Below are 20,916 nucleotides of genomic sequence, written 5' to 3' on the forward strand. Positions count from 1 at the left end.
CATCAGTGACCGATGCCGGTCGCACTGAGAAACAGGTGCTTGAGGAGATTGGCGACGAGGAGCGCGCCCTGCTCAAGCGCGTCCTGGAGATCGAGCGAGCCAAGCTCCATCTGAGCGCCTACGACGCCACGGACGACTTGCTCGCCGCGGTCAAGGAGATCATTCCGTGAAGCTGCAGTCCATCACGCTGACAAACTTCCGCCAGTTCGAGGGCGTGCAGACCTTCGACCTGACCTCCGACGCCATCCGCCCCGTGTCGCTCCTCTTCGGCGCGAACGGAGCAGGCAAGACCACCTTCTTGAACGCCTTCACGTGGGCGCTGCACGGTGCGATGTCAGAGGACGTCGAACAGCAGGAGCGCATGGTCAGCGACAACGTGTGGCGCGCGCTGCCGATCGGCCACTCCGCGGAGGTCGCCGTCGAACTCCGATTCGACCACGAGGGTCACGACTACCGGCTCCTGCGCCGAGCCAGTGTGCACAAGCAGTCTGACCACCAGACGAGCCCGGCACCCGAGCTGCAGCTGTGGACGACCGCTCCCGATGGCTCGTCGGAGGTTGTGGGTGCACCGCAAGAGAAGATCTACACGATTTTGCCCCGCCACGTGAGCCGCTTCTTCTTCTTCAACGGGGAGCGGATCGAGAACCTCGTCAAGAGAGGTGCCTACGCCGAGGTCCAGCAGGACATCAAGATGCTGCTCGACCTCGAGCAGGTCGAACGCTCGCTCGTGCACCTACCCAAGGTCGATCGCAAGCTCACCGCCGAATTAAAGAGACACGGTGGAGACAAGGCGAGCGGAATCCAGGAAGCCATCGACGACTTGCGCGAGCGCGAGACCGCCGCGCGCGACGACCTGAAACTGCTGGAAGGCGATCTGGCGGCGCTCGCCGAGGAACGCGACGCGGTGCTGGGAGTGCTGCGGCAACACAACGAGGCACGGCCCATCCAGGAGCGTCGGGACGCTGTCTCACGCGACCTAGAAGAGGCTAAGGACGCCCTTGCAGCCGCCCAAGCCGAGCGGCAGCACATCATCGCCACGCGCGGCTTCCTGGCCTTCACCGAGTCGCTCGCCGACACGACTCAGGCGATGGCCGACAGCTTGTACGAGAAGGGCAAGCTGCCCTCCCCGCTGAAGCGAGAATTTGTCGACAAGCTGCTTGAAGACGGCACCTGCATCTGCGGCACGCCGCTGACCGAGCACTCCGAGCCGTGGGAGCACGTGAAGGACTGGCGCCAGAAGGCCGGCCTCCAAGCCGTCGAGACGGCGTGGCAGCAGCTGAGCGGCCAGATCGGTCCCCTGGCGTCGGCCCGCCTTGAACTGCGTGACAACCTCTCGGCGCTCATGACGCGGATCAACGCCGAGCGCGACCGCGTCGACCGCCTTGTCGAGCACAAGTCGGAACTCGACGGCAAGCTCCGCGACAGCCGGCTTGAAGACGTGCAGGCACTGGAGAGCAAGCGGATCGACCTGGACACGCAGCTCGGACTCAAGCAACAGCGGATCGGCTCGGTACGGTCGGAGCTGGAACGCCTGGTGAGGGAGATCGAGCAGAAGACCAAGGAGCGCCGCACCGCGGAGGTGACGGACGAGCTGGCCGCCAAGGCCCGAGCCCGATCGGACCTTGTGCAATCGGTGAAGCAGGCGCTGGAGGAGATCCTCGCCATCCGCGAGGAAGACATGCGGCGTCGTCTCGATGCCGAGCTCAAGACGGTGTTCCGGAGCATCACCCACCAGAACCACATCCCGTCGCTCAACCGGGGTTTCGAGCTGACGCTCCACAAGGACGTCGACGGCGTGCAGCTGCAGGTGCCGAAGTCGACTGGTGAGAACCAAATCCTGAGCCTGAGCTTCGTGGCCGCGGTCTCCAAGCTTGCTCGCGAGATTCGCCAGGAGCGCCGAGCCGAGGGCGAGGCGCACCCCGATGCGGGCATCTATCCAATCGTCATGGACGCCGCGTTCGGCTCCCTCGACCAGGATTACCAGCAGGCCGTCTCCCGCGCCCTGGCGCAGATGGCCCCGCAGCTGGTTGTCCTGGTCAGCAAGAGCCAGGGCCTCGGCCGAGTCGTCACCGAGTTGATGCCCTACGTCAGCCACCTAGGGGTCATCGAAACGCACACGACTGCGACGGGTGATGTCGCCGACGACATCGAGATCAAGGGTGTCGCCTACCCCTACATCCGGCCGGCGAGCACCGACCACTCCGAGCTGAAGGAGATCAAGTGACGACACCCCTCGTCGACGTTCGGATCCGCCGGCCACAGCAGCACGAGGCCCTGCTGCTCGAGCTGCAGACCGAGTCGCGGTTTCCCTACTTCCGCGACGTGCTGCTGTTCGCGGCGGCACTCGGCTTCCACAACGATCGCCGCGTGCCGTTCACGGCCGCGTCGGGTGACCCGATTCGATACGACACCCTGACGGCCCCGATGTTCAGCGAGGCGCTGGTCAACATGATTGCGGCCAACGTGTTGACCGACGATCCCGAAATCATGGACGCCACCCGCATCGAGGAGCGAGTCAAGATTTTCGAGGAGTACGCCAACGGCGGGCTGGAATACCTTCAGGAGCAGGTCAACTTCCGGCACCAGCCGGCAGCCCTCGTCGTCGACGCCCTCGTCACGGAGGCGTTGTCCGCCAGTGGAGGCGCCAAGCCTGTCTCGGTGGAGGAGTTGCTCAGTGGGATGAACTGGTCCTAGCTGACCGACACACCAGCCGGTGGCCCTGCACTGTGACCCCGGCCTGCGCCAGCACCGACTCCCAGCCGGACCGCGTGCCGATGCGGTTGGGATCGGCGTAAAGACCCTTACGGTGCTCCGCCTTGGTCAAGCGGGCGTACAGCTCCCGCCGCGGATCATCTGATCCGACGAACTCCTCTTTGCGATGCAACAGCGGCGGGTTGTCTACCTGGCGGTAGTCGCGCCAGTCAACTGTTAGGTTTCGGAGATTGACCGTGACCGCGCTTGCCAAGGTCGGGTGTGCCTGGCGCTCGAACGTCGGATACGAGAGGTAGGAAACTTGAGGCTGGGTGACCGAGAGCTTCACGAGGTTGGCGTTCTCGACGGTCCCTGCCAGGACGCGTGCACATCCTTCGTAGACCTGCAGTACCGGGGGCAGATGGCCCAGCGCGCTGCGGTGGACGTAGAGGGCGCTCGGCGTCTGCTTACCCACTGAGGCGCTGCGCGCCGAGACGAGCACGATGGCCGGGTCGCCACAGGAGAGCAGCAGCCGGTCCGCCTGCACGCAGGCCGCCTGGTAAGTGCCGAAGAGGCTCCGGATGTCCGTGGCCAGGCTGGCCGGCAGCTGGTTGTAACTAGGCCGTCGGCCGAAGCGCGACAGGGCGATGTAGATCATCAGCTCCGAGCGGCGTTGGATGGTGACTTGCTGCCAGAGGTCGGCATCAGTTACCTGCTGCAGCAGCCGGACCGCCCGGCCGATGGTGCCGAAGACCGTCGTGAGATCTCCTTCAGCCGCCCGACTTAGCTCGGAGGGACGCGGCGGCCGGGCGTGGGCGGTCATGAAGTCGAGCAGCGGCTCCAGCCGCTCGCGGTTAGATTCGTAGATGGCCTGCGGCTCGATGCGGACGCGCGGTCTGTAGGTGTGCACGCGGCGGGCCAGGAAGTCTTGCGCGGCGGAGGGCTCCCGGAACAGATAGAAGATGCCGGGCGCCGCGGCAACCGATCGAACTTCGAGGGTCTGTTCGATCCAGTTAGCCAGCTCGGTCTGTTCGTAGAACTTCTGGAAGGTGCCGGTCCGGGTGAGCAGTCCGTCGCCGAAGGGCCGGCCGACGAGGTCACGGGCGTCCCAAGTGAGGCGCGCGCTGACCACGAGCAGTCGGTTGGCCAGCTCCCAGGCTTGGCGCAGGCAGGCGGCGCGCTCGGCTTGGTCCTCGATGACGTTGACGACGTAGCCGAGGTTGACGACGTCGGCGGCGGCCCGGGGCCCGTCGGGCTGGTGGACCGGATCCCAGCCCACAGCCGGAATGCCGAGCGCTTTGGCGTGGCGCACGTCGTCGCCGCGGCCGCTGCCGTAGTCGAGCAGCGTCTGGGATGGGCCGAGCAGGTTGTCGGCCAGGGCGGTCGCGAGCGGCCGTGACAGGTGGGTGCGGACCAGCGCTGTCCGGTGGCGCGCGACCGCCGGGATCATGCGGCGGCCACCTCCTCCAGCGACAAGCTGGCCAGGCCGGCCACATCCGTTACCCGGGGATCGCCGAAGAGGTAGCCGATGCCGCGGTGCAGGTGGAGCCGAAATTGCTGCGCCAGCGTCTCCTCGTCCAGTGCCAGGCCATCCTGGTGGCAGCGGGAGCGCAGCAGGGCCCAGAGCGCGTCGCCGTAGTCGCCGGCGAAGACGCGCCAGGTCATCTCGACGTTGCTGTCGAGGCTGAGCTTGACGGCGGGGGGCGGCGCCGGCTCGGCCAGCGAGCGGCAGAACGCCCAGCGGCACAGGACATTCCAGTGCATGATGCCGGTGCGGCGCTTCAGCGTGATGAGCTGGTCGCGCGCCGCCTGCGACAGCCGGATGTGTTCAAGGGGCACGCGGACTCACTCCCAGAAGTAGCCGGGCGCGACGGCCGTGGCGTTGGTCGTCGGGTCGAAGGCGAGTTGGTAACTGCGGCCGACGTGCCGGGCCAGCCGACGGTGGGCAGCATCGTCGATCTCGGTGTCGGTCGACAGCAGGATTACCTGGTGGCTGGCGTGCGGGAAGTAGCGCTCGAGCAGGTGTGCGCGGTGTCTCCCGTCGAGCCGGCCGAGTGGCGTGTCGATGACGACCGGCAGTGGCTGGCCGGCGGCGCGGGCGAGGCCCCAGAGCAGGGCAACGGCCAGCAGCTGGCGTTCCCCGGCCGACAGGGCGTCAGCCGGCAAAACTTGCCCGTCTGTTCCAGTCAGTTGCACGGCATAGGTTTGCGGATCGATCACCACGTCCGTGATCAGGTTCGACTTCCGCAGCAGCCGCCCGAGGGCCTCCAGGACCAGAGCACCGATGCCGTTGAGATGGCGACGAACGGCGGCCTCCCGCAATTGCTCAAGGGTGGCCTGGACACGGTCAACGTGGTCGACGAGACGGCGGCCGTCGTCGGCCACCAGTCCAGCTTGCGCCGCTTTGGTCAAGGCCGTCTCATACGTGGCGTCGGCGCGGGCCCGTTCCTGACGAAGGGCGGCCAACTGTTCTTCCAGCTGCGTCAGCTTGGCGTCCAGCCGCAGTGCCTCAGCCGCGGCGGCATCGCGCTCGGCGAGCAGCGGCGCCAACGAGGCGGCGTCAGGTATGGCGACGACGACGCGCTCAGCCTGGTCGAGATCGGCTCGCACCTCCGCCCGGCGGTGGACGAGCTGGGCGAGCCGCCGCTGCGCCGTAGGCAGCGTGGCCCTGACCAGCTGCTCGATGCCGACCGCCTCGGGCAGACCCGTGACGATCGGCACGTCAGCGGCGCTGGCCCGCGCGTCACGATCGGCAGCCAGACGCTGCTCCACCGCCCGGAGCGCCTCAGTCGTCAGATTGTCGGTGCGCAGCTGCGCCACGAGCGCCGCGTCGCGCTCGTCCAAGGCCGCGGCAACGATCCGCTGGCGGCCCGCTACCGTCTCGGCCTGGGCTTGGCTGGCAACCTGCCCCAGTAGTGCGGTGACCTGCAGCAAGGGTGCAGCCTCGGCCGATTCGGTGCGCAGCTCAAGCTCATAGGCAGCCAGCTGACTCTTTAGCACGCTGGCCCGCGCTTCGGCCGCCTCCCGCTGGTCGAGCAGCTCGCCGCCGGAGGCCCGGTAGCGCTCGGTCAGCTCGAAAGCCTGCTTGTCGGCCCGTTCCTTTTCCACCCGGGCCGCGGCAACGGCAGCCGTCGCAGCCTCCTCGGCTTGCCGGACCGCTGTCACGGCCATCCGGCGCTCGTCGATCGCCTGGCGTAGCTCGGCGGGAACCTGCTGGGCGCGGTGCCGGCGCTTCAGCACGGCGAGATCTGTGCTCAGCCGGTCCACCAGATCGAGCCCGAGCAGCGCGGCCAAGGCCGAGGCCAGCACCTGGCGCGACCGGTCCAAGTCGGCCAGCGCCTCAATTTGCTCGCCGTCGAAGAAGAACAGCCCGGCAATGCCGCGCGGCAGAAACGTCTCGACGTAGTCGCTCCAGGTCGCGGTCAGGGCGCTGTCGTGACGGCCGTCCACCGACACGAGCAGGATCTCGCGGAGCGACTTGCCGGTGCTGCGCCAGCTGCGGCGAACGCGGTAGTGGCGTTCCTGGCCCTGCTGGTGAGCGTGGAAAGCCAACTCGATGGCGGCACCTTCGCTGTGCGGCAAACCGCGGTGGATGAGGCCACGCAAGTAGTTCTCGTAGCTCCTCGAGCGTCGGCCAGAGACCGGTGCCAGCGCCCCGTACAGGGCGACGTGGATGGCCTCCAACAGTGTTGTCTTGCCGGCCCCATTGAGACCGCCGATCAACACCACCGGCTTGCTTGGCGAGGGAGGTGTCAGCTCAATAGCGTGGCGCCCGGCGAAGGTGCCGACGTTGTGCAGGACGAGCTCGTCGAGGATCACGGCGCAACCTGCTCGGCCGCCAGCTGCACATAGCCATCGGCCACGTCCAGCGGATCCGGCTCAGCGGCGTCCGCGTCGCCCGCAGGACGTTCAGCGGCCTCTTGCCTCTGCAGAACCCGCAGCACGGCGTCCGCTTCGTCGTCGTAGAAGCCGCGGCGCAGCGCCTTCTCGATTGCATCGAAGAGGCCAGAGCGACGCGCCTGCGCCCGGTGGCGCTGCTCGACGTCAAGCAGCTCGCGCACGAGCTCGAAGTGCAGCCGGTCCTCCCCCACCACCTCGGCGAGCAGCTCGACCATGGCGGGGCCCAGCGGCAGGTGCTCATCGAGCGGCCGGCCGGGGTATGGCGTGCCACTGGCACGCTCGTAGATGCCTGGCAGGTGGTCCTCGAACTCGTGCTTCTCGACCACCCAGAGACGACGGATCTCCTCCAGCTCGGCGAGAGTGATGAGCTCGAGCTGGCGCACGTAGTCGGGGCCGTTGGCCCGAATCCAGGTCTGCGCCTCGAGCAGCCGCTGCAGCCAGCGCTCGCGTGACGCCTGGGTGTAGGGCCCGGGGATCAGCCTGTTGTCCTTACCGAAGACCTGCACAGAGCCGTTCATCCGCCGAAAGTCGCGCAAGTGCCGGTCGTCGGCCACGTCCAGTTCGTTTCGCAGCTCCAGCAGCGGCAGCATCCACTCCTTCTCTTCGTCGTTTTGAATCATGGCAGCCATCGACTTGTCCTGGTCGACCAGCGTGCAGGTCCAGCACCCGAAGCGGCTGTCGCCGCAACTCGGCGTGCTGGCGTCGACCACCAGCGGGCACTCGCCATCGGCCGAGGCGCCCTGGTACATGGTCAGCAACTCCTTGTTGGAGTAGCCCCAGGGGTTCTTGACCTGCATCAGGAAGGTCCAGACATCGTCGTTCGACCAGTCCTCGACCGGCGAGTAGACGAGGCAGTTCGGCAGCGAGTCATTGGGGCTGAGCAGATCACGCACCCGGCGCCCCTCCAGGGCGGTCATCCGGTGCGAGCGGCCAGCCGACTCGGCCTTGCGGGTCCCCAGCACGAGGATCGCCTCGCCGTGGGCCTGGACCATCTCGCGGATGAAGGTGTTTGACGGCTTGATCTTCAGCCGCTCGGTGCACCAGCGGAACTTCGGCCGCGGTGCCGGGTAGCCGCGACCGATCAGGTTCACCCAGAAGGTGTCGGCCACCGCCGGCGTCAGGCGGTGCGGCGTCAGCGGCAGGCCGGCAGCCTGAGCAGCCTCCGCCATGACCCCCAGCGAGTGCGTCACCCAGGCGGCAACAACCGGGTTTTCGACCAGCGTGTCGGTGCTGATCACGTGCACCGGCTTGGTGCGCTGCTCCGCCGGCAACCCGGCAAGGGCCAGCCACACCAGCTGCAGGACCGCCGTCGAATCCTTGCCACCGGAGTACCCGACCACCCACGGGACGCTGTCGGCGAGGTAGAGCTGCTGCGTCTGCCCCACCAGGGTCTCGACGCTGGCCGCGAAGCCGGACCCGTCGAAGGCGGAGCGGGGCCGGATGGGCAGGCTGCGCGTCATGCGTCTCCTCGTCGGAAGTTGTCGTCAATTTGTTGCTCATCAGGCGGCAGCGGAAGGCCAAGAGCGTTGCGGATGGCCGCCGTCGTCAACAGCACGTTGGCGCGGCTCTTGGAGACCTTGCCGCCGAGGACGGCGCGGCCCTCCCAAGCAACACTCCCCCGGTGCCAGTCCAGTTGCCGCAGCCCCTTCAGGGTCTTCTGCCAGCTCGTCCGGCTCGGGCTCGCTCGCAGCAGGCTGTTGCCGATGATGCCGAGGGCGTGCAGAACGATGCCGTGGCTGTGAATGAAGTCGCGTCGGATCTCACCGGCACTCAGCTCGCGCTGCCGCACCATCGTCCACTCCGGAAACTGCTCGGCGACCACCTCCCAGTAGGCAGTCGCAAGATCAACCCGCCGCTCCAGCGAATCGGGTTCGACGTCCTCGAGCAGCGCACGGTTGGCGTTGTAGAACGCCGACAGGGTGAACAGCTTGCGGGACCGCGCCGACAGGTTGCTCGTCTCGGTCTCGGTCAGGTCGTTGAACAGGTCCGACCGGAACACGACCAGCCGGGAGATGGCCGACATCTCGTCCCGGTGGTCGTAGAGCACGCCGATCGACTTGGCCGGCCGGATGGCGTAGCGGTTCAGGTCGGCGAACATCTGCTGCGAGCGCTGCAGCCCGATGTCCAAGAACATGACGATCGCGATGCTCTCGTCCCCAAGCTCCGGATTCTCGGCCAGCGCCTGCTGGATACCGGCCCGGCGGTGCTGCCCGTCGTTGATGACGAACTTGGCTTCCATCGGGATGGTCAGGGTTCCGAGCCGCTCGCCGCCGCGCCCCTCGGCGTCGAAGGCCTCGAATCGCACATCGGCGTTGACCGACGCGGTGAGGGCCGAGAACACGTAGCTGGTCGGGTTGTCCAAGATGTAGCGGGCGATCTCCGGGACGCGCGCCTTGTTAAGGGTGCGCTGCGCCCGCAGCTCCGGCGTCAGCTCCTCCTCGTCAAAGACGAACAGGCGGGGAATGAGCCGCAGCGGGCACATCGTGACGTAGTACTCGCGACCGGCCTGGATGCCTCGGATCGCCGGGAAGACGTACTCGAAGGCGGACGCCCGCGACCTGGCGGGGGCCGCGGAACTGACACGCGGTGCGGCCATGCCGAAGTGTCTACCCGCCCGATGTACGGATCGCAAGTTCCGTACAGAGGCCCGGCGTGTCCGAACTCTTGTCGCCCGGTTGCCGTACCTTGCAAGCCATGAGGACGGTAGCGCCAAGCACCGACATGACTGAGCACCGGCTGGTGGGCGGCGACCACGGCCGCCCCGTCTACCTCGACTGCAACGCCACCACACCGGTCGAGCCCGCGGTCCTCGCCGAGGTGATGCACTACCTGAGCGAGGAGTACGGGAACGCCGGCAGCCGAACGCACAGCTACGGCCAGGCCGCGAAGGAGCGCGTCCAGCGGGCACGGGCGGAGCTGGCGGCCGTCGTCAGCGCTCAGCCCGAAGAGGTGACCCTCACGAGCGGCGCCACCGAGAGCAACAACCTGGCCATCCTCGGCCTGGCCGCACACGGAGAACGCACCGGCCGCCGACACATCATCAGCACGCAGATCGAGCACAAGGCGGTCCTGGAACCACTGGAGGCCCTCGGCGCTCGCGGCTTCGACATCACCCTGCTCCCACCGGTCGCAGACGGGTGGATCGAAGCCGAAGCGGTGCGAGCCGCCCTGCGCCCAGACACACTGCTGGTGTCGGTCATGGCCGCGAACAACGAGACCGGCGTCATTCAGCCGATCGAGCTGATCGCCTCGTCTCTCACTGACCACGAGGCCTTCCTCCATGTCGACGCGGCACAGGCGTTCGGCAAGGTCATCAATCCCTTGCGCAGCCGCCGGATCGATCTCATCTCCGCATCCGGGCACAAGCTGTACGCCCCCAAGGGCGTCGGCGCCCTGATCGCCCGGCGGCGCGGATTCACGCGGCCACCATTGACCCCCCTGATGTACGGCGGCGGCCAAGAGCGCGGTCTGCGGCCCGGCACGCTGCCGGTGGCACTTATCGCCGGCTTGGGGACCGCCGCTCGACTGGCACTACAGCAACACGAGGAGCGCACGGCACACAACGCGGCGCTCAAACGAGAGGCCGTGGCGATGCTCACGTCACTCGGCGCGTCCTTCAACGGTCACCCCGACCACAGCCTGCCCAACGCCATCAATTTCTCGATACCTGCGATCGACTCGGAAGCGGCCATCGTTGCCTTGAGGGACCTCGTGGCCTTGTCAAATGGCTCGGCGTGCACCGCCCAGAGCTACAAGCCCAGCCATGTACTGACCGCCGCCGGGTATTCAGACGAGCGCGTCGCGGGCGCTATTCGCTTGTCCTGGTGCCACATGACCGGCACGATCCCTTGGCCCCAGATCACCGAACGCCTTCGACAGCTTCAAATCGTGGACGACTGACCCCAACCATCTCGCTGCGTCGGGACCAGTCTCACAGCGAACGCTTCGAATCGACGGCCTGGCACACGCCGCCTCGGCGGAGAAGTCAGCGCGTGCCGGTGAGCTGATACAGCCCGCGCCCGACGCAGAGCAGGCCGGCGTAGTGGGTGACACCCGGGCCAGTGGCCTCGGCGTAGAGGTGCGAGATGATCATCCTGCGGATGGTGCTCTCGGCACAGCCGGCGCCCCGCCGTCGCGTCTCGGCGAGAGCGTCGGCCATCGTGAAGATGGCTCGTCCTGATCGGGTGACGATCGCGCGGGCAGCGTCAAGGAACTCCCGGCGCGCCCGTCGCGGGTACCGCAGGGCGGCCGGGAAACGCCTGCGACCACTGTCGGCTCCGGGCGGAAACGCCTGCATCGGAAGGGACAGCTCAAACGTGGCGTACGAGAGGCGGTCGAACAGGCCGCAGACGTCGCAGCGGCCGGAGAACGCCTCCGAGCGAGAGGCGTTGGATGACTATCGTCCTGATCGTGGAGCTCCCCGACGAGCAGCTGGGCTGCCCCCCCCCCCCCCCGACCGTGGACGCACCGCCATCTTCAGCGCCGCTCAACCATCTGCGCAGGGCGGCACCGTAGGAAGGCGACCGACATGATCGCGAGACGGACGGGCCAACGGGAACCGGCCCATGGCAGACGCCATCAAGCCTCCTCCGGAGCGAGGCCGATCGGCCGGACCAGCGGCTGAGCTCGGGGAAGGTCTGCGGGGGTGAACAGGCGCAGATCCGGGGTTCGGCGATCGCGGATGAGAAGAACCGGTACGACGCCGCCCGGCTGCCCGCCCAGCGCTTTGACGAGCAGGTCAACGGCCGCCTGCGTGGACCTGGTGGGTTTCACCTCCGCCGCCGGAGCGGCCGGACCGAAGGCGGCCAGCTCGGCAACCGTCACGCCGCCAAGGTCGACCAGGCCGTCATGCAAGGCGAGCCAGCGTGCCACCTGCTCGGCGGTGAACAGCAGCCATCCCCCGTCGGGCGCCCGGTAGGGCGCTTGGCTGAAGTCTCGCTCATAGAGGTCCTGAAGCGCGGTGTGCACCGGCATGTCGCCGGCCACTTGGTGCGCCGGAACGGCGACTTCGCCGATCAGTGGCGGCTGGTGGCTCAGGCGGCTGCCGACGATCTGCAGCAGTTCGATGAGCGCGGCCGTGGGCACGGCCAGCGGCACCGCCCCCGGCAACGGAGGTGTGTGCGACAACGCATTACGGATCAGGCGGGCGCCGTGCAGCTGAGCGCGTTCCCGATCGCTAATCTCACCTCGGCGGGCTAGCTGGTCGATCGCGCCGTCGGTGTCCCTGGCGTCGGTGATCCGCCTGGCGAGGGTCTCCAAGTAGCGCCAGGCATCGTTAAAGGAGTCGAGGTCGCCGCTGTCCGCCACTCCCGGACTGTAGGTGGGCTGGTCTATCCCTCGCGACCGGTGACCCACGCCCCTCATGGGCTGGCACCCGCCTCGAGGTGCTGGCGCGGCTGCCGTCCCGCCGCGAACGGTTACGGGGCGGTCGGTCATGCCGTCGAGTCGTGGCAGAGAAGTAAGTGGACGAGGGCGCGCGGATCGAGTCCTCGCCGGATGACAGCTCACTCGTTACACCAGGAACAGCAACGTTTCATCCTTAGCGCGCGTGAAGGCCACATGGAGGTCACGCAACGACTCCCATTCCGCGGTGCCAAGCCCAGCCTTTCCCTCCTGAATTCGGTCGTAGAAGTCTTTGCTCATGAAAATCCAGGTCGCCTGAAAATCCAGGCCGCGGTAGGCGTCGACGTTTTGAAGTTTGTTCGTCTGGCGAGCAATGCCCCTCAGGCCGGCGCGTGCGCCTTTGGTCAACTGGACTCCGTGATCGCGGTCCTCGAGGAGCAATAAGCACGGCATGTCCGTCCACCGGTCCCACCGCGTGCGGAGCGCTTCGGCCTCTGCCGTAAAGGCTGAGTTCACCTCGCTAGGTTCGATCACCCGGACACGACCGCCCGGCTTCACGAAGCAAAGCCCCGCAAGGTACTCGGCTTCAAGCTCCTTCAAGAGTAGTCGTTCCTCCGCAATGAGCTTCGGGTCAACTCGCCAAGACGACCGGTCGTGAACTGCGGCCACCATTTCGATCGCCTGCTGAGCGAGGCTGCTCGCCTGCCGGTAGCAGGTTGAGAGGCGGTAATCCAAGTCCGGTGTCGGTAAGCCGGCCATGGCTTGGCGCAGTCGCTTGTGTCGCCACTGCAGTGGGTCGTACCCAACGACCACCGCCCTGGCTCCTGCATCGCGAGCTCTCGAGACGGCGGCCTGTGCCGCAGCTGGGCTAGAGGGATCGTCGACGAGCAGCACTCCTCCCTGCATCAGTTCCTGTTGCAGGTGGCGGACGTTCACGTTCGTGTGTTGAGTCAGATGTTTGGCCAGCGCAGATGAGCACTCGAGGCGTACCGGTATCCCGGCATCAAGCACGCGAAGCGCCAGATTCAGGACAATGGCGGTCTTGCCCGTACCAGCGCCACCGCGCAGGTACGCAACGAAGGTATCGTCCCGTCCCCACTGAGCGGCGATGGACGTGGCCAGCTCGTTCCCGACGACGGACTGTTCCTCACTCAGGAAGGTCAGCCAGCCGGAATCGAGCTCCGCATCGTAGCTGGGCTCTACGAGATCGTCGATGTTGACGAACAGAGGCACCTCAACAGCTGGATGAAATCCCACTGGCGCCTCGGTTGCGGCGGCGAGATCCGTACGCCGCTGCTGAGCAGAGCGGCTGACGTAGCGATCCACGACGCCGTGATCGCCGAGGTCCACGACGACAAGGGTGTCTTGATACTCCTGGATGAGAACCCGATGGGCGTGAGTTGCGCGCAGTTCGTAGACGTTCTGCTTGAGTCCTTGGACGGTCTTCTTACCGTCATACCAGTCCGTTTGCGTCCCGTACCGGCGCAGCGCCGTCCGAACTACGCGGACCACTCTGTGGCGGAGACCGGCGGAAGCTGCCGCGTAACTTGCCTCGGCCCGGGGTGTCCATAACGGTTGCGGGATCGCGCGTCCAGTCCCTGCTGCGCGTGGCAAACGCGGAAGGGGCACTGAGCCGGTGGCCGTATCCCGGCGCCCTCGCGTCGATCCGCTGTCCGGCCGCCCCATCAAACCCCGCTTCCCATCTCGGCAGATGCGACGGACCGTAACCCTCTTGCGGCCACTGGCGGCGGTTGCGGCGGTGGCGTCCCCCGAGGGGGTGAAATCCCTAGCATCCGATCGTGTGACGTCACCCACCGCCGATCGGGATCGCTGTCCGAGGCGTTGTCCTACGGGACCTGCCAGCAGCGGATGCCTAATCTCTCCCGCTCAAGGATGCGCCAGCGGGGCGGATGACGGAGCCGGTCACGTTGGCTAACGGATCAAGAATCGACCTGGGTCGGGCCGACTATGCGGAGGGCACGGTGGGGGCAATCTCGGCCGCAACCCACCTGAATTCGCCGCGCGTTCCTGGGAGGTTCGAATAGGGCTGCCAGGCCATCGGATAGGAGCCAGATAGATTGCGCGCGTTGTTTGGGTAGTCGCCGCCACCCCATCTGAGCGTGCCGGACAAGATGGCGCCCTCGTGGATGCGGAACTCGCGGTCTCGGGTCCGCGGGACGACCTTGGGCGGCAGCCAGAGTCCCTGAGCGTTCGAGAGCATGATGGCGACGCCATTGGCCCCCGGCTGCGCTTCGCACAGGCGCTCAAGGCGCGCGATGTCGAATACATAGTCGCGACGACCCTCATCCGTGGCCGAATGATCACTTAGCTTGAACGCCTCATCACCCAGGCCATCGCCGGCCGGAACGGTGCCGCTCCACGACGCCTTGAAGTACTTGAACTCGATCGCGGTCCGCCCCTGCGGTCCAATAGTCCAGAGGTCCACATGCTCGAGCCGACCTTGCGGCGAGTGACCCTGTGGCGTCTCCAGACGGATGCCGAACGAAGGAGCAAGGCGGTGAAGAACCTGAGCGAAGGCGTGCTGGAAGTCGGCCTCCGAGTGAAAGACCGGTCGGACGGCCGCCAGCTCGGCCATCACGTCAGCCACAGTCGGCCCCTCAGCGATCCTCATGCGTTGACGTCGACACCTCCGCCAAGGTGCAGCCGCCCCAAGGTTGGGTGCTGCCGACCGCCGATGGGGAGAGATACGCCTGGCGTAGTCAGCAACCCCGGGCCGGTGAACGGACCGCCAAACCAGGGCTTCCCGCCTGGTCCGCCCGAGTGGCGAATTGCCGACGGCGTTGGTCGGACTCACAAGACCTGGCCGTCCTCATCCGCCGGCCCTTGCTCGTCGGGGCGCTGCTGCTCGGCCCAGTCCTCGGCTGCCCGCTGCATCAGCCAGTCCGAGGTCGTCATGATCGAGAGTGCCCGGCGTTCGAGGTCCTCGGCGTCGATGACGTCGAAGAAGGCCAACGAGTGACTTGTATCGATCTGGAGTCGCGCACCAGGCAGCCTCCGCAGCGACCGGCTGCGCTCCCCGGGAGTCATAAAGCCCCCGTCATCCAAAACCGCCTCGTCGAGGTGCTCAAGGGCGTGGCGCAGGTCGGCAAGCACGGGGTCGATAGCCGGTGCCGTCGTGCCGCGCTCGCGGGCTAGTCGGGCCACCCAACGCTCAAGTTGGTAGGCCGCCCACACCAGGTGGTGCTGCGCAGCCCACAGCCGAATCCATCCCACGTACAGCTGGTGTTCTGTGAGTGTCTCCTCATCGCCTTCGTCGAACCGCATCTGGCCTTGGACGTACCACTCGCGCAGCTCGTGAACTTCAGGTACCAGACGGCGCACCTCGCCGGCCCACGCGTCAACAAGGGTCACCGCCGTCATCTCGGCCCCATCAAAGATGTTCCTGCCCCACGGAGGGGGCATGCCCTCGGTCACCGCCGAGCTTCCTTCGCAGTCACGTGCGGGATGCTGCCAGGCGGCACTGCCCGACTGCGGCACCTCGCCGAACCGCTTCAGCGAACCTGACCCTCAGCCTGCCGAGGTCGTGCTGCGGCCCCCAGTACCCCCGGTCTGGCCAGTTGGCCGATCCACATGGGGCGTTGAGCGACTGAGGCAACTCGTCGCTCCGCACAGCGCCGTCGCGCCGGGCATTCGCCTGGCGACGAAGCTAGCTTCCGCAGTCGGCGCTGCCGAGATGCGCGGCAAGGTCGACGCCATCGACGCCGAGTCAACGTCGGCCTGTAGCTCGGCCGCCTGCAATTCATCCGAGGTCGGCGTCCACACCCGATGATGTAAGGCGAGCGGCTCATCAGGCCCAGCAGGTGCTCGCACAAAGGTTCGACAAGCGGCGTGGCGTGGAACCGGGACAACATGCCATCAGTCGACGCGGCCGCCATCACCGACGTTCTTGCTCGGTCCATCTAGCGCCCAGTCCCGGCCACAGCACCCTGGCTCGTCACGACCTCTGGGCACTGGAGAAGGCGCAAGATCAAGTGCCACACACGTCTTGCATTTCGGGCAGCCGGTCCCTGGCGTCTGCTGGCAGGTGACGCGCGTCGACGCCCGGGCGAGGCCTGAGGGTTCGTGAGCGATGCCTTGGTCGTCGCGCGCGGGGATCTGTGTCAGCCCCCCGGCTACGCGATCGTCCAGGGGCCAGGCCGACCTCCTCGAGCCACCAGCCACTGGAGAAATGCGGCAGCCGAAGTGGAGGCGGCCTTCCTACGGTCCGCGGCCGTGATGACGCTGCACAAGCTGACCGCCGGGGACGGCTACACGTACCTGACGCGGCAGGTGGCAGCGTTCGACGCGACGGAGCGAGGTCACGCCGGCCTCGGTGACTACTACTCCCAGCGCGGCGAGTCCCCGGGCAGGTGGACCGGCAACGGCATAGGCGGGCTCAGCGGGGTACTCGCCGGTCACCCCATCGCCGAAGAGCAGATGAAGTCGCTCTTCGGGGAGGGACGGCATCCCGACGCCGAGCGCTGGAGAAGGAGGCCCTGGCTCAGGGACGGACGCCGCAGCAGGCGCGCGCGGTAGGCACCCTCGGGCGGCCCTTCTTCGCCTTCGCACCCCGCCCCGACGGCTTTCGGGCGCGGTGCGCCCAGGAGTTTGCCGCGTTCAACACGGCTCGCGGACGGCCGGCCACCGCCCCGATTCGGGACGGCGACCGGGCGCGGATCCGCAGCGACCTCGCCCGGGCCATGTTCGCCGAGGCCTACGGCCGCGCCGCGCGCGATACCCGCGAGTTGTCGGGGTTCCTCGCCCGAGTTTCGCGGCCGGCGACGACGGCGGTGGCCGGCTACGACCTGGCCTTCTCCCCGGCCAAGTCCGTGTCAGCGTTGTGGGCGCTGGCGCCGCGGGCGGTGGCCGAGCAAATCGAGGCCGCCCATGCCGCCGCGGTCGCCGACGCCCTGGCCTGGCTGGAGGACAACGCGTGCTTCACCCGGCTGGGCACCGACGGGGTGCGGCAGGTGGAGACCACCGGGCTGATCGCCGCGGTGTTCACCCACCGCGACTCCCGCGCCGGTGACCCCGATCTACACAGCCACGTGGCGGTGAGCAACAAGGTGCAGACCCGCGACGGGCACTGGCGGGCGCTGGACGGGCGGGTGCTGCACAAGGCCGCCGTCGCCGCCTCCGAGCGCTACGACAACCGACTGGAGGCGCACCTGGTCACGCGCCTGGGCGTCGGGTTCACGGACCGCTCCGGCCCGAAGCGGGGCCGGCGGACGGTGCGGGAGATCGCCGGCATGGACGAAGGTCTGCTGAGCGCGTGGTCGTCGCGGCGTCGGGACATCGACGCCCGCCGTGCGGTACTGACCGGCGACTTCCAGCGCGACCACGGCCGGCCGCCCACGGCGGTGGAGGCGATCGCACTGGCGCAGCGGGCGACCCTGGAGACCCGCGGACCCAAGCACCAACCGCGCTCCCTCGCCGAGCAGCGCGCGACCTGGCGGCGGGAAGCCCGCGCCGTCCTCGGCGGGGCGGACCGCGTCGACCGGATGCTCGGCCGCGTGCTGGGCGCTCGAGGGTCCCCGCGCCCGCGGGTCACCGAGGCCTGGGTCCGGTCGGCCGCCATCCAAGCGCTGGACATCGTCTCGGGTGCGCGGGCCACCTGGCAGATCTGGCATGTGCGCGCCGAGGCCGAGCGGGTGGTGCGCGCCGCCGCCCTGGCCCCCGCCGAGGTGGACGTCGCGGTCACCCGGGTCACCGAGGAGGTGCTCTCCCCTAGCCTGTCCGTTCCGCTGGGCGAACCGGATCCGGTGGTCGAGCCGCCGGAGCTGCGCCGCTCGGACGGGGCCAGCGTCTACACCGTCGCCGGCGCGCAGCTGTACAGCAGCCGGGCGGTGATGGACGCCGAGGCGCTGCTGCTGGCGGCCGCGGGGTGCACTGATGGGTGCCGTACCGATCCGGCCATGGTGGAGCTGGCGCTGCTGGAGTCGACCGCAAACGGCGCCGAGCTCAATCCCGGCCAGGCGCAACTCGTGCGCGAGCTGGCCGGGAGCGGCGCTCGGGTGCAGCTAGCCCTCGCCCCGGCCGGCGCGGGTAAGACGACCGCGCTGGCCACCCTGGCCCGCGCCTGGACCGCCGGCGGCGGGACGGTGCTCGGCCTGGCTCCGTCCGCCGTGGCGACCGCCGGGCTGCGCGCCTGCCTGGGGGCTCCCTGCGACACGCTGACCAAGCTCACCTGGTGCCTCGACGCCGGGCATCTCCCCGACTTGGTGGCCGGCATCGGGCCGACCACGCTGGTGGTCGTCGACGAGGCCGGCATGGCCGGCACCCGCGAGCTGGCCCGCGCGGTCGAGTTCGTCCTGGGCCGCGGCGGATCGGTGCGGCTGGTCGGCGATCACCAGCAGCTGACCTCGGTCGCCGCCGGCGGCGTGCTGGCCGAGATCGCCGCCACCCATGGCGCGGTCACCCTCACCCAGCTGGTGCGCTTCACCGACCCGGCCGAGGCCGCGGCCACCGTCGCCATCCGGGATGGCGACACCTTGGGGCTGGGCTTCTATCTCGACTCCGACCGCGTGCACGTCGGGGACCTGGCCACCTGCGCCGAGCAGGCCTACGCCGCCTGGGCCGCCGACCGCGACCGAGGCGTGGACGCGCTGCTGCTGGCCGGCACCCGGGAGCTGGTCGCGCAGCTGAACCAGCGAGCCCGAGCCGACCGGCTCACCCACGCCGCCGCCTCATCGGGCGCGGAAGCCGAGCTGGCCGACGACACCCGGGCCGGCGCCGGGGACCCGATCATCACCCGCGCCAACAACCGGCAGCTGCCGATCACCGCCACCGAGTGGGTGAAGAACGGTGACCGCTTCACCGTCCGGGCCGTCCGCGGCGACGGAGCCTCGACGTCGTCCACACGCGCACCGGACGGCGGATCACCCTGCCTGCGGGCTACGCCGCCGAGCACGTGCAGCTGGGCTACGCGACCACGGTGCACGGCGCCCAGGGCGTCACCGCCGACGTCTGCCACACCGTGCTCGGCGGCACCGAGTCCCGGCAGCTGCTCTACGTGGCGCTCTCCCGCGGCCGCGCCGCCAACCACCTGTACCTGGCCACCGTCGGCGACGGAGACCCGCACAGCATCGTCACCCCCGCCGCCGTGTCACCGCCCACCGCCACCGACCTGCTGGTCGGGATGCTGGCCCGCGACGGCGCCCAGACCTCCGCGGCCGGCGCCCGCCGGGCGCTGGCCGACCCCGCCGAGCAGCTGCGCGCCGCCGCCATCCGGTACGCCGACGCGCTCCGCGTCGCCGCCGACCACCGCCTCCCAGCGGCGACTGCAGAAGAACTGGAGAACGCCGCCGAGCGCCTGCACGCCGGGCTGACCAGCGCGCCGGCCTGGCCGACCCTGCGTGGACACCTGGCCCTGCTCGCGCTCACCGGCGCGGACCCCCTCACCGTGCTGAGGACCGCGGTCCAGGCGCGGGAACTCGACACGGCGACCGACCCCGCCGCCGTCCTCGACCACCGGCTGCCCGTGTCCGGTCCGGCCGGCCCGCTGCCGTGGCTGCCCGGCATACCGGCGGCCCTGGTCGACGATCCACGGTGGGGGCCCTACCTGACCGCCCGCGCCGAGCACCTGACCGCGTGCGCCACACGGGTCGCCGACGCCGCCGCCGACATGACCGCGGCCACCGCACCCACCTGGGCCAAGCCCCTGCTGGGCCCTGACCACGAGGCCCTGCGGGCCGACCTCGCCGTCTGGCGCGCCGCGCTCGCCGTCCCCGACCGTGACCGGCGCCCTACCGGACCACCCCGACGGCCGACTCCGGAACGCCGACCTCAGGCACGGCTGGACGAGGCCGTGACCGCCGCCGGCCCCGCCTGGGACAGCTCGGTGTGGGCGGCGCTGGCCGACGGGATCGACCCCCGCATCCGCCGTGACGAGCACTGGCCGGTCTTCGCCGACCGGCTGACGGCCGCCGACCGCGCCGGTCTCGACGCCGCCGGACTGCTCGCCGCCGTCGCCACACGACGCCCCCTGCCCGACGACCTGCCCGCCGCGGCACTGTGGTGGCGGCTGGCGCCCCACGTCGCCCCGGCCACCGATCCCGCGGGGCCGGGCGCAGCAGGACCGCGGCCGGGCTGGTGCGCCACCCTGCTGGCCCTGCTCACCGAGGAGCAGGCCCGACGTGTGCCGGCCGACCCCGCATGGCCGGCGCTGGTCGCCGCGGTCACCACCGGGACCCGCACCGGCTGGCGTCCCGCTGACCTGCTCACCGCCGCACTCGCTGGCCTGCCACCCGCGGTGACCGGCGACGCGACCGGGCTAATCGAGGCGCTGGTCTTCCGGATCGCCGCCCTTACCGACCCCGCCCCCGTGCACCAGCCCGAACCCCTGCCGGCCGATCTGCAGCCACCCGACGACGCACACCTGTTGACGCCCGTGCACGCCCTCACGACCGCCACCGCCCCGTTGGCGGACGTGTTGCCCGACGACGAGGAGGCGCCGTTCGTCCCCGACTCCGACACCCCTCCCCCGGCGTGGCCGCCTCGGTATCGCACACTGGACCCGTTCACCGTCACCGGCGCGGTCACTGCCGCCGACGACGCCGACTACCTGCTCGAGCAGCACTTCTGGGCCACCGCCGTCGCCGGCCGCGACCGGCTCATCGAGCTCAACACCCAGGCCGCCACCTTCTTCGCCGACTCCTACCCCGGCTCCTGGGCACCGGGCTACCTGCGTGACCGGCTGGGCACCGACCTCACCGGCGACCGGTGGTTCACCCCCGGCTACGCCTCCGCCGGCTGGACCGCACTCGTCGACCACCTACACGGCCTCGGCGCCACCGAGGACGAGTTGCTCGCCGCCGGCCTCGCCCAGCGCGCCCGCACCGGCGCGCTGATCGACCGGTTCCGCGACCGGCTCGCCTTCCCCATCCACGACCACGACGGCGCGATCGTCGGCTTCATCGCCCGCCGCAACCCCACCGCGCCCGACGACAGACGCGCCGGGCCCAAGTACCTCAACACCCCGGG

General features: G+C 69.0%; 15 protein-coding genes and 1 pseudogene. 7 read left to right on the forward strand and 9 right to left on the reverse strand.

The window, feature by feature from the left end; genetic code table 11:
• Window positions 1-5: 5 nt before the first annotated feature.
• The 3 genes from HL189_RS10255 to HL189_RS10265 are packed head-to-tail and all read left to right on the forward strand — an operon-like array spanning window position 6 to window position 2,694.
• Entirely contained in the window at window positions 6-170 is a 165-nt protein-coding gene (locus tag HL189_RS10255; protein ID WP_369133591.1) for a hypothetical protein, read from the forward strand.
• Window positions 167-2,224 carry an AAA family ATPase gene (locus HL189_RS10260; RefSeq protein WP_369133592.1) on the forward strand — a complete coding sequence of 686 codons (2,058 nt, stop codon included), beginning with the start codon at window positions 167-169 and terminating at the stop codon, window positions 2,222-2,224. Before HL189_RS10255 ends, HL189_RS10260 begins: the two co-directional genes overlap by 4 nt.
• Window positions 2,221-2,694: a DNA phosphorothioation-associated protein 4 gene (locus HL189_RS10265; protein WP_369133593.1), complete on the forward strand. Its 474-nt coding sequence runs from the start codon at window positions 2,221-2,223 to the stop codon at window positions 2,692-2,694. The genes HL189_RS10260 and HL189_RS10265 overlap by 4 nt, the downstream gene beginning before the upstream one ends.
• Here the strand turns inward: HL189_RS10265 and HL189_RS10270 are convergent.
• From HL189_RS10270 to dndB, 5 genes are read right to left on the reverse strand one after another with little or no spacing between them, the layout of a single operon-like run.
• Window positions 2,672-4,141 (reverse strand): DNA phosphorothioation-associated putative methyltransferase, encoded by a 1,470-nt coding sequence (locus tag HL189_RS10270; protein WP_369133594.1) that lies wholly within the window; start codon window positions 4,139-4,141, stop codon window positions 2,672-2,674. The two genes, HL189_RS10265 and HL189_RS10270, sit on opposite strands and share 23 nt — an antisense overlap.
• Complete coding sequence (gene dndE / locus HL189_RS10275; RefSeq protein ID WP_369133595.1) at window positions 4,138-4,530, reverse strand: DNA sulfur modification protein DndE; 393 nt, start codon at window positions 4,528-4,530, stop codon at window positions 4,138-4,140. The genes HL189_RS10270 and dndE overlap by 4 nt, the downstream gene beginning before the upstream one ends.
• A 6-nt stretch (window positions 4,531-4,536) precedes the next feature.
• A complete protein-coding gene (gene dndD, locus HL189_RS10280) occupies window positions 4,537-6,510 on the reverse strand; it encodes a DNA sulfur modification protein DndD (RefSeq protein ID WP_369133596.1) in 1,974 nt (657 codons plus the stop codon).
• A complete protein-coding gene (gene dndC / locus HL189_RS10285; RefSeq protein ID WP_369133597.1) occupies window positions 6,507-8,051 on the reverse strand; it encodes a DNA phosphorothioation system sulfurtransferase DndC in 1,545 nt (514 codons plus the stop codon). Before dndC ends, dndD begins: the two co-directional genes overlap by 4 nt.
• On the reverse strand, window positions 8,048-9,187 hold the full coding sequence (gene dndB, locus HL189_RS10290) for a DNA sulfur modification protein DndB (RefSeq protein WP_369133598.1): 1,140 nt from the start codon (window positions 9,185-9,187) through the stop codon (window positions 8,048-8,050). The genes dndC and dndB overlap by 4 nt, the downstream gene beginning before the upstream one ends.
• Before the next feature lie 125 nt (window positions 9,188-9,312).
• Between dndB and dndA the strand changes: the two genes are divergently transcribed.
• The gene (dndA, locus tag HL189_RS10295; protein WP_369133599.1) at window positions 9,313-10,491 is read left to right on the forward strand and encodes a cysteine desulfurase DndA; all 1,179 of its coding nucleotides are present in this window, start codon (window positions 9,313-9,315) and stop codon (window positions 10,489-10,491) included.
• 678 nt (window positions 10,492-11,169) lie between these two features.
• Here the strand turns inward: dndA and HL189_RS10300 are convergent.
• The 4 genes from HL189_RS10300 to HL189_RS10315 all read right to left on the reverse strand — a co-directional run bounded on the left by HL189_RS10300 (window position 11,170) and on the right by HL189_RS10315 (window position 15,369).
• The gene (locus HL189_RS10300) at window positions 11,170-11,898 is read right to left on the reverse strand and encodes a hypothetical protein (protein WP_369133600.1); all 729 of its coding nucleotides are present in this window, start codon (window positions 11,896-11,898) and stop codon (window positions 11,170-11,172) included.
• Between the two features lie 204 nt (window positions 11,899-12,102).
• Window positions 12,103-13,284, reverse strand: coding sequence for an AAA family ATPase (locus tag HL189_RS10305; RefSeq protein ID WP_369133601.1), 1,182 nt, complete (start codon window positions 13,282-13,284; stop codon window positions 12,103-12,105).
• A 616-nt stretch (window positions 13,285-13,900) separates the two neighbouring features.
• Window positions 13,901-14,542 (reverse strand): hypothetical protein, encoded by a 642-nt coding sequence (locus HL189_RS10310; RefSeq protein ID WP_369133602.1) that lies wholly within the window; start codon window positions 14,540-14,542, stop codon window positions 13,901-13,903.
• A gap of 203 nt (window positions 14,543-14,745) precedes the next feature.
• Window positions 14,746-15,369, reverse strand: a complete 624-nt coding sequence (locus tag HL189_RS10315; RefSeq protein ID WP_369133603.1) for a hypothetical protein — start codon at window positions 15,367-15,369, stop codon at window positions 14,746-14,748.
• Between the two features lie 801 nt (window positions 15,370-16,170).
• Here HL189_RS10315 and HL189_RS10320 point away from each other — a divergent pair.
• From HL189_RS10320 to HL189_RS10330, 3 genes and pseudogenes are all read left to right on the forward strand, one after another.
• Window positions 16,171-16,470 carry a relaxase domain-containing protein gene (locus HL189_RS10320; protein ID WP_369133791.1) on the forward strand — a complete coding sequence of 100 codons (300 nt, stop codon included), beginning with the start codon at window positions 16,171-16,173 and terminating at the stop codon, window positions 16,468-16,470.
• A complete protein-coding gene (mobF, locus tag HL189_RS10325) occupies window positions 16,431-19,262 on the forward strand; it encodes a MobF family relaxase (protein ID WP_369133792.1) in 2,832 nt (943 codons plus the stop codon). Before HL189_RS10320 ends, mobF begins: the two co-directional genes overlap by 40 nt.
• Window positions 19,263-19,558: 296 nt before the next feature.
• Window positions 19,559-20,881, forward strand: a pseudogene (locus HL189_RS10330) (TrwC relaxase); the annotation flags it as partial.
• Window positions 20,882-20,916 lie beyond the last annotated feature (35 nt).

Source organism: Modestobacter sp. I12A-02662, from assembly GCF_041028325.1.
Taxonomy (GTDB): domain Bacteria; phylum Actinomycetota; class Actinomycetes; order Mycobacteriales; family Geodermatophilaceae; genus Modestobacter.

What these genes read in the sequence shown, in the direction of transcription:
- HL189_RS10270 (WP_369133594.1), bottom strand. Translation starts at nt 4,141, where the DNA reads ATGATCCCGGCGGTCGCGCGCCACCGGACAGCGCTGGTCCGCACCCAC.
- dndC (WP_369133597.1), bottom strand. Translation starts at nt 8,051, where the DNA reads ATGACGCGCAGCCTGCCCATCCGGCCCCGCTCCGCCTTCGACGGGTCC.
- dndB (WP_369133598.1), bottom strand. Translation starts at nt 9,187, where the DNA reads ATGGCCGCACCGCGTGTCAGTTCCGCGGCCCCCGCCAGGTCGCGGGCG.
- dndA (WP_369133599.1), top strand. Translation starts at nt 9,313, where the DNA reads ATGACTGAGCACCGGCTGGTGGGCGGCGACCACGGCCGCCCCGTCTAC.
- HL189_RS10320 (WP_369133791.1), top strand. Translation starts at nt 16,171, where the DNA reads ATGACGCTGCACAAGCTGACCGCCGGGGACGGCTACACGTACCTGACG.